Origin of the sequence: Mycobacterium sp. MAC_080597_8934, assembly GCF_000523975.1 — a bacterium.
Lineage (GTDB): Bacteria > Actinomycetota > Actinomycetes > Mycobacteriales > Mycobacteriaceae > Mycobacterium > Mycobacterium avium.
In genome coordinates this window covers 1-7,513 of sequence record NZ_JAOS01000004.1, presented here as the reverse complement: position 1 = coordinate 7,513, position 7,513 = coordinate 1, and the positions used below count along the sequence as shown (strand labels likewise).

Below are 7,513 nucleotides of genomic sequence, written 5' to 3'. Positions count from 1 at the left end.
TAATTGACCCCCAGAGCTCGACCCCGCAACCCTTCATACCGACAGCCGTCGGCGCATCACAAACCGGCGCTCAGCGTGTCGCGCAGACTTTTCGCCCGGATATCGGGCCAGCTCTCTTCGATGTACTGCAGGCATGCGGTGCGGTCGGCTTCCTCGAAAACTACCCGCCAACCCGGGGGAATGTCGGCAAACGTTGGCCAAAGACTGTGTTGTTCTTCGTTATTGACCAAGACGAAAAATCGGCCGCCGTCGTCGTCGAACGGATTGAGCCGCATGGCGATGGACCCCCCTTTGCACCGAGACCTGATTCCAGATTTACCACCGTCGCACCGCGTGTGGCATGAACGCCCTTGCGGCGCATAAGGATTCAGCCCATCGGGCCGGGCCGCCACGTCAACCAGCCCACCGGCTGGACACCGGTGCAGGTGAGCCTGGTCGCCAAGATCCGGCACCGTGACGCGGCGGCGCCGATTCCGGCCCTGCGCCGACACCCGCCGTTCGCCGGGCGGTGCATCCCCGTTGAACTGGCATTACGACTGTCGACGCCGCGATCCTCGGTCGGCGGATACCCAACCGATGCTGTGCAAAACATATGAATTCCGTTCCTACATAACCGATCCGCGGCGATTCTACTGTTCGACTCGTGTGCGGCACTGAGCAAAACGCCTTTTTGCCCGGCCGCTCCCGCCGCCACCGGCTTTTGCGGCCGGGTCGCCGGCGGTCGCCGATGCGGTTTGCCCGCGCTCAGATGCGCCACCTCGCCGGCCACGGCGGCGGGTTTGCCCGCCGGCGCCCGTCTCAGCCGGTCATCGGCCCGATAGGCTGCGGGGCCGGCGAATTGGCGACCGCGCCTGCGGCATGAACGCGACCTTAACAGCCCTTTAAGCCGGCGCCCTCCGGTGGGCGCCGCATGCCGCCCGACGCGCCGAATCCCTGCCGTACCATGGGAAAACGTACGGATGTTGCTGTGTCGCGGGCGAGATCGTCGTTGCCCGGCGCCGGCGCGCCTGGTCGGTGGTAGCTGACGGGGCCGTGGGCGCAGCGGGAGCCCCCTGGACCCGCCGATGTCCGCCGTGGCCGCCCGCCCCGGGGAATCACACCGATTGTTTGTGATTGATCTCACGGACCTCGGACTCGTCGGGCGTTCGCCGGCCGGTCACCGGCGCGCGTGGTCCAACCGCTTCACGGCGCCGCCGTGACCGACTGGGTCGTCGGCCCCGGATCCGCCGCCTCACCTGCCCGGGCGCCGATCGGAGGCGGTGTCCGAAACCGTTGCACGCAAGCACAATTCGTCGTTCACAGCGGACGCATAGGTTCGCTTTGCTCGAGCATCACCGCAGCACCCCGGCGCGCGAAGGCCGCGTTTAGAGCCCGACACCCGCGGGTAGAGCTGCGCCCATGTGGGGGTCGGTGCTGGGCTTGGGGATGCTGGCTGCGCTCAATCCGGTTCGTCTGGGTCTGGCTCTGCTGATGATTTCGCGGCCGCGGCCCGGGCCGAGCCTGCTGGCGTATTGGATCGGCGGGCTGACCGTGTGCGTGCCCGAGCTGCTGATCCCGGTGCTGCTGCTGAACTTCACGCCGATGTTCGGCCATCCCTCGCACGCGTCCCCGTCCACGGGCTCGGCCCTGGGGAAGATTCAGATCGGCCTTGGCGTGGTGGGGCTGTCGATCGCCGCGGTGCTGACCGTGCGCTTCGCGGCCCGCCAGCGCGCCGCCGCGCCACCGCCCGACGACCGGACCTCGGAACTGTCAGCGGCCCCGGGCGCCACCATCGCGATGCCGCGGCTGCTGACCCGGGCGCAGGACGTGTCCCCCGACGACCGGTCGGTGCTGCGGCGGCTGCTCGGGCGGATGCACGGCGCGTGGGAGAGCGGGGCGTCGTGGGTGGCCTGGGTGATCGGCGTCATCTCCGTACCCGTCGACGGTGTGCTGTTCATCGTCGCGATCATCGCGGCCTCGGGAGCCTCCGTCACCGCGCAGGTCAGCGCGTCGGTGGCGTTCGTCGTGCTGATGTACGCCGTGGTGGAGGTCATCCTGGTCGGGTACCTGGCCACACCGGGGAAGACGCAGTCGCTGCTGCTGGTGCTGCACGACTGGGTGCGCACCTACCACCGGCAGATCCTGGTCGCGCTGTTCACCGTGGTCGGGGTGTCCCAGCTGGCCCAGGGGCTGCACCTGGTCTGAGTGTTCGGAAGCCCTTCGTGGCCGATCGCCCCGAACAGAACCCGAATACCATTGTGGCGGTCTACTACGAAACGTAGTATTCGAGGTGGTTCCCCGGTGCACAAGGAGGTGCAGTGTGAGGTGGAGTGTCGCCCAGGTCGGTCTGCTGGTCATCTGCGTGGTCCACGTGATCCAGGCCGTGGTCGGTCTGGTCATGAATCCCAGTTTCGCCACCGGGCCGAACGCCCCGACCGTCCAGCTGCTCGGGATGGACTACAACGGCTGGCACGCGGTCGCCGGTCTGGCGCTGTTCGCTCCCGGCCTGGTGTTCGCCACCCGCAAGTCCTGGTCGGTGCTCTATCTGCTGCTGGCCGCGATAGCCGGTGCGCTGCCGGGCATTTGGGCGTTCTTCTCCCACCAGGTCGCGTTCCTGTTCACCTTTCCCAACAACATCACCGACGCGGTCGTGCACTTGGTGACCGCCGCGGTGATGGTGGCGGTGGCGGCCGTCCAGATCCGGATGGACGGTGGGCTGAGAAACTCCCTGGCCGACCTGCGCAGAGCGCGGTAGCCGTCGGCCGGGTGGCCGGGACGTCGGCGTCACGATGAAAATGGACGGATGCCTTCCGAACCTGCGCCGCCCCCTCCCAAATCGGCGCCCGGCTGGTACCCCGATCCCGCGGTCGGTCATGGGCTGAAACGCTACTTCGACGGCACCAGCTGGACGGGCGAGTGGGCGTTCTTCACCGAGCAACGCAAGAACGGCACCTCCGGCAAGGCGGCCCTGGCCCTGGCGGCCCTGGGCGTCGTCGTCCTGCTGCTCATCTTCGCCAAGAGCTGGGCCTTCGACCCGGAGAAGGCCGCCCGCGCCACCGCGACTTCGGCCGCGACGGGATCCACCGAGCCGGCACCCCCGACGCCGGCCGGTCCCAAGAAGCCGGACGGCGTCACCTTCACCACCGCCGCGGCCCCCGACGGCGACGTGGTGGACGCCCGGTTCGCCATCCGCGACAACTACAGCGAAGAGATGATCAGGGACGGTGCGCGCTCGGACACCATTCAGATTCTCAAGTACGCGCACGCGACCTACCCGAACGCGTCCGCGGTGAATGTGCAGGGCACCTTCCCGATGACCGATCCGTACGGCAACACCTCGACGCAGGTCGCCATCGACCTGACGTATTCGCGGGCCACGTTGAACAAGATCAACTTCGATGGGGTGCGGGCGAACACCATCTGGGAGATTCGCGATTCCGGGACTGTGCTCCCGGCCTTTCAGCCGTAGCCGGTTGGTCGGGCTGACAGGATTTGAACCTGCGACCACTTGACCCCCAGGAAGTGGGGGTAGCACGTTTTCCGAGGTCGCTGGCGGTTTCCGCCGCCATCGCATCGAGCTTCAAGTTAATGGACGTGCAGGCCGTTCGGCATCGCGCATCGCGTGTGGTCCTCGGTTGGTCCCCAGCGCCGATCGCAGCCTTGCCTAGCCCTGTACGTACATTCACCGTACAATAAAGTGATCGGCAATTGCGAGCAGAGATGACTAAAGGAAGAAGGAGTGTTGTCGTGGCAGTCAAAACGAAGCGCATCGAGCTTCGCGCTGAGGAAGCGACCTTGGACCGCATCCAGCGCGCCGCCAACCTTGTCCATGAGCAGAACTCGGAGTTCGTGCGGAAAGCTGCGATGCAACGGGCCGAAGACATCCTGCGCCAAGAGCTGGTAACGGCAATGGAGCCCGAACAGTTTGACAAACTGATGTCCTCACTCGAGGCTGCTGACGACGCGCCGCGGCTGGCGGCAGCCGCACGCAAACCAGCGGTCTTCACAAGGCGTTGAACAGTGTTCGAGTCCGCGCGACTCACTGACGCCCACACGCTGGAAGGGTTCGACTGCGGTAAGGAGTCGCTGAATACCTGGCTCATCGCCCATGCCCGTCGCGCGGACAGCAGCGGGGTCGCGCACGTCTACGTGTGGACCCCGCTCGGCGAACCGAAAGTCAGTGCCTATTTCGCCATCCGCCCCACCGAAGTAGTACGCAACGACGACGGCATCTCGGGATCCATGGCCGGTGGCTATTCCCGCATACCCGGATACTTGATTGCCCGCCTGGCGATCGACACATCGCTGCGGGGTCAGGGATATGGCGAGCAGCTGCTTCTGGACGCACTAGGCAAAGCCGTCGCCGCATCGGAAATCGGCGGCGGCCGGCTCATCGTCGTTGATGCCATAGACGACGAGGCGCAATCCTTCTACGAGCACTACCACTTCGTCCCCGTCACGAACCGCGAGCGTCGTCTGGTCATGAAGGTGTCTACAGCGGCGAAAGCGCTCGGGGAGCGCTGGCGGGAGTAGACCCTTCCGCCGAAGAGTGTGCTGCACAAAGGAGTTGGCCGTTGGCGGTGTCGAGAGTTTCCCCGGTGAGTTAGACACGCTGCGTGCCGACAACGCGCGTTTGCGTCATCTCCTGCAATTGAGTGAGGAACAGGCACGCGCGGCCTCCAGTGACCAGGCGACGCTGACGGGGGCGCGGGCCTCACCGGTGACAATGGGCTCCAGCTCCGCTCATAAGGTGCGGTTCTTCTTCGATTTGTTCCGTTGTCGCACCGATGTTTACGCGTTGCGCTGGGAAAATCGTCGAGATGGCCGTTCAGGTTGGATGCCGGCGATCAAAGGATCTTGGCGCAAGGGTATGAACCGGGCCGACGCGCCTTACCTACCACTGACCCTGAGGTCGTTGATGCCCACCTGCGAGGCGAAACACATATCGGCCTGTACCCACTCAGCGATGACGACACCTGTCAATGGCCAAGTAGAAGTCCCCGCTGGTGGCCAGCAGAAGTCCCCACTCCGCTGCGGGTGGTTGGCTAATTCTTGGCGGCTCCCTTCTTGTGGTCGGCGTGGCGCATCCGGTAGGACTCGCCGGAGGTGACGACGATGCTGGCGTGGTGCAGCAGCCGATCGAGGATGCTGGCGGCGGTGGTGTGCTCGGGCAGGAATCGCCCCCATTGTTCGAAGGGCCAATGCGAGGCGATGGCCAGGGAGCGGCGCTCGTAGCCGGCAGCCACGAGCCGGAACAACAGTTGAGTCCCGGTGTCGTCGAGCGGGGCGAAGCCGATCTCGTCCAAGATGACCAGATCCGCGCGGAGCAGGGTGTCGATGATCTTGCCGACGGTGTTGTCGGCCAGGCCGCGGTAGAGGACCTCGATCAGGTCGGCGGCGGTGAAGTAGCGGACTTTGAATCCGGCGTGGACGGCAGCGTGCCCGCAGCCGATGAGCAGGTGACTTTTGCCCGTACCAGGTGGGCCAATGACCGCCAGGTTCTGTTGTGCCCGAATCCATTCCAGGCTCGACAGGTAGTCGAACGTGGCTGCGGTGATCGACGATCCGGTGACGTCGAACCCGTCGAGGGTCTTGGTGACCGGGAAGGCTGCGGCCTTGAGACGGTTGGCGGTGTTGGAGGCATCGCGGGCAGCGATCTCGGCCTCAACCAACGTCCGCAGGATCTCCTCCGGTGTCCAGCGTTGCGTCTTGGCGACTTGCAACACCTCGGCGGCGTTGCGGCGCACCGTGGCCAGCTTCAACCGCCGCAGCGCCGCGTCAAGGTCAGCAGCCAGCGGTGCCGCCGAGGACGGTGCCACCGGCTTGGCAGCGGTGGTCATGAGGCCGTCCCGTCGGTGGTGTTGATCTTGTAGGCCTCCAACGAGCGGGTCTCGACGGTGGGCAGATCGAGCACGAGTGCGTCGCCGGCGGGGCGGGGTTGTGGGGTGCCGGCGCCGGCGGCCAGGATCGAGCGCACGTCGGCAGCGCGGAACCGGCGAAACGCAACCGCCCGGCGCAGCGCGTCAATCAAAGCCTGTTCGCCGTGGGCGGCGCCAAGGCCGAGCAGAATGTCGAGTTCGGATTTCAGTCGGGTGTTGCCGATCGCAGCAGCACCGACGAGGAACTGCTGCGCTTCGGTTCCCAATGCGCAGAATCGTTTCTCTGCTTGGGTTTTCGGGCGAGGACCACGCGAGGGTGCGGGTCTGGGTCCGTCGTAGTGTTCATCGAGGATGGACACCTCACCTGGGCTGACGAGCTCGTGCTCGGCCACGATCACACCGGTCGCAGGTTCCAACAGGATCAGGGCGCCATGATCGACCACCACCGCCACGGTGGCACCGACGAGCCGCTGAGGCACCGAGTAACGAGCTGAGCCGTAACGGATGCACGAGAGGCCGTCGACCTTACGGCGCACCGACCCCGAGCCGATCGTCGGCCGCAGCGAGGGCAGCTCCCTCAAGACGGTGCGCTCGTCAACCAAGCGATCGTTGGGCACGGCGCAGATCTCCGAGTGGACCGTGGCATTGACCTCGGCGCACCATAGTTGCGCCTGGGCGTTGAGGGCACGTAGGTCGACCTGCTCACCGGCTAACGCAGCTTCGGTCAGCAGCGGCACCGCAAGGTCGTCCTGAGCGTAGCCACAGAGGTTCTCCACGATGCCCTTCGATTGCGGATCCGCACCGTGGCAGAAGTCCGGAACGAAGCCATAGTGGGACGCGAATCGCACATAATCCGGTGTTGGAACAACAACATTGGCGACGACACCACCTTTGAGGCAGCCCATCCGGTCGGCCAGGATCTTGGCCGGAACCCCACCGATCGCCTCGAGGGCTTCGGCGATCATCGCCAGCGTGGTCGAGGCTTTCTCGTCGGCGGCGAACCGCACAAACCGCCACCGCGAATAGGCCAGCACCGCGCAGAACACCATCAACCCCGGTGCAGCTTCGGCCCAATCCATCACCAGATAGTCACCGGGTGACCAGACCGCCGGACGGCGTTGATGCCGGTTAGCGTTGCGCCACAATACTTTCTGCTCGGCTACCAGGCGGCGGAAGTTACGGGCCGAGCCCTGATACCCGGCAGCTCGGGCGATCGGCAGCATCCGCTTCGCCGACATCTTGCCGTGTGATTTCTCGACTCGGGTGGCGACTAGATCGGTGAACGCGTCGAGGTTGCGTGGCCGTGGTTCCCGCGGGGCGCGCCACCGGCCTCGGCCCGCTCGATGACCCGCTTGACCGTCTTGTGCGTAGTACCGCACAGCTCGGCCGCGCCGCGATACGACCCGACCTGGTGATACGCCGAAATGATGTTCATACGCTCCCTTGCAGACTTCAATAGAGCTCCCTGGGCGGTGATCAAGTGACAGTTGGCGCTATCACCGTCACCGCCCAGGCCCTCAGCTCCCGGAAAAGACACGACGAGCCCGCAAAGGAGTGGGGACTTCTACCTGGCCACCAGTGGGGACTTCCTACTGGCCACAGATGGGGACTTTCTCATGGCCATGGACACGCCGCTGACGGTGATCTTGGTGCCA

At 65.5% G+C, this 7,513-nt stretch carries 10 protein-coding genes and 1 pseudogene; 6 read left to right on the top strand and 5 right to left on the bottom strand.

What is annotated here, in order from left to right; translation table 11 throughout:
• Nucleotides 1-56 precede the first annotated feature (56 nt).
• On the bottom strand, nucleotides 57-275 hold the full coding sequence (locus NF20_RS02935) for an MbtH family protein (protein WP_019732785.1): 219 nt from the start codon (nucleotides 273-275) through the stop codon (nucleotides 57-59).
• A gap of 1,123 nt (nucleotides 276-1,398) precedes the next feature.
• On the opposite strand from NF20_RS02935, the gene NF20_RS02930 reads away from it, so the two are divergent.
• The 6 genes from NF20_RS02930 (at nucleotide 1,399) to NF20_RS28875 (ending at nucleotide 5,089) form a co-directional block, all read left to right on the top strand.
• Nucleotides 1,399-2,184, top strand: coding sequence for a GAP family protein (locus tag NF20_RS02930; protein WP_019732784.1), 786 nt, complete (start codon nucleotides 1,399-1,401; stop codon nucleotides 2,182-2,184).
• 115 nt (nucleotides 2,185-2,299) lie between these two features.
• On the top strand, nucleotides 2,300-2,734 hold the full coding sequence (locus NF20_RS02925; protein WP_019732783.1) for a DUF4383 domain-containing protein: 435 nt from the start codon (nucleotides 2,300-2,302) through the stop codon (nucleotides 2,732-2,734).
• Nucleotides 2,735-2,782: 48 nt separating this feature from the next.
• Complete coding sequence (locus NF20_RS02920) at nucleotides 2,783-3,448, top strand: DUF2510 domain-containing protein (RefSeq protein WP_003876330.1); 666 nt, start codon at nucleotides 2,783-2,785, stop codon at nucleotides 3,446-3,448.
• 278 nt (nucleotides 3,449-3,726) lie between these two features.
• Nucleotides 3,727-3,996 carry a DUF1778 domain-containing protein gene (locus NF20_RS02915; protein WP_014711787.1) on the top strand — a complete coding sequence of 90 codons (270 nt, stop codon included), beginning with the start codon at nucleotides 3,727-3,729 and terminating at the stop codon, nucleotides 3,994-3,996.
• 3 nt (nucleotides 3,997-3,999) lie between these two features.
• A complete protein-coding gene (locus tag NF20_RS02910; RefSeq protein WP_014711788.1) occupies nucleotides 4,000-4,512 on the top strand; it encodes a GNAT family N-acetyltransferase in 513 nt (170 codons plus the stop codon).
• A 193-nt stretch (nucleotides 4,513-4,705) separates the two neighbouring features.
• Nucleotides 4,706-5,089: a TOTE conflict system archaeo-eukaryotic primase domain-containing protein gene (locus NF20_RS28875; protein ID WP_416332316.1), complete on the top strand. Its 384-nt coding sequence runs from the start codon at nucleotides 4,706-4,708 to the stop codon at nucleotides 5,087-5,089.
• On the opposite strand, the gene istB is transcribed toward NF20_RS28875, so the two are convergent.
• The 4 genes and pseudogenes from istB to NF20_RS28860 form a co-directional block, all read right to left on the bottom strand.
• Nucleotides 5,025-5,819, bottom strand: coding sequence for an IS21-like element IS1612/ISMav1 family helper ATPase IstB (istB, locus tag NF20_RS02905; RefSeq protein WP_009979999.1), 795 nt, complete (start codon nucleotides 5,817-5,819; stop codon nucleotides 5,025-5,027). The two genes, NF20_RS28875 and istB, sit on opposite strands and share 65 nt — an antisense overlap.
• Nucleotides 5,816-6,337, bottom strand: coding sequence for a hypothetical protein (locus NF20_RS28870; RefSeq protein WP_413540616.1), 522 nt, complete (start codon nucleotides 6,335-6,337; stop codon nucleotides 5,816-5,818). The genes istB and NF20_RS28870 overlap by 4 nt, the downstream gene beginning before the upstream one ends.
• A 147-nt stretch (nucleotides 6,338-6,484) precedes the next feature.
• Nucleotides 6,485-7,183: pseudogene (gene istA / locus NF20_RS28865) on the bottom strand (IS21-like element ISMav1 family transposase); the annotation flags it as partial.
• Complete coding sequence (locus tag NF20_RS28860) at nucleotides 7,129-7,293, bottom strand: helix-turn-helix domain-containing protein (RefSeq protein ID WP_023864714.1); 165 nt, start codon at nucleotides 7,291-7,293, stop codon at nucleotides 7,129-7,131. The pseudogene istA and the gene NF20_RS28860, both read right to left, overlap by 55 nt.
• Nucleotides 7,294-7,513: the final 220 nt, after the last annotated feature.

What these genes read in the sequence shown, in the direction of transcription:
- NF20_RS02935 (WP_019732785.1), bottom strand. Translation starts at nt 275, where the DNA reads ATGCGGCTCAATCCGTTCGACGACGACGGCGGCCGATTTTTCGTCTTG.
- NF20_RS02930 (WP_019732784.1), top strand. Translation starts at nt 1,399, where the DNA reads ATGTGGGGGTCGGTGCTGGGCTTGGGGATGCTGGCTGCGCTCAATCCG.
- NF20_RS02920 (WP_003876330.1), top strand. Translation starts at nt 2,783, where the DNA reads ATGCCTTCCGAACCTGCGCCGCCCCCTCCCAAATCGGCGCCCGGCTGG.
- NF20_RS28875 (WP_416332316.1), top strand. Translation starts at nt 4,706, where the DNA reads ATGGGCTCCAGCTCCGCTCATAAGGTGCGGTTCTTCTTCGATTTGTTC.
- istB (WP_009979999.1), bottom strand. Translation starts at nt 5,819, where the DNA reads ATGACCACCGCTGCCAAGCCGGTGGCACCGTCCTCGGCGGCACCGCTG.
- NF20_RS28860 (WP_023864714.1), bottom strand. Translation starts at nt 7,293, where the DNA reads ATGAACATCATTTCGGCGTATCACCAGGTCGGGTCGTATCGCGGCGCG.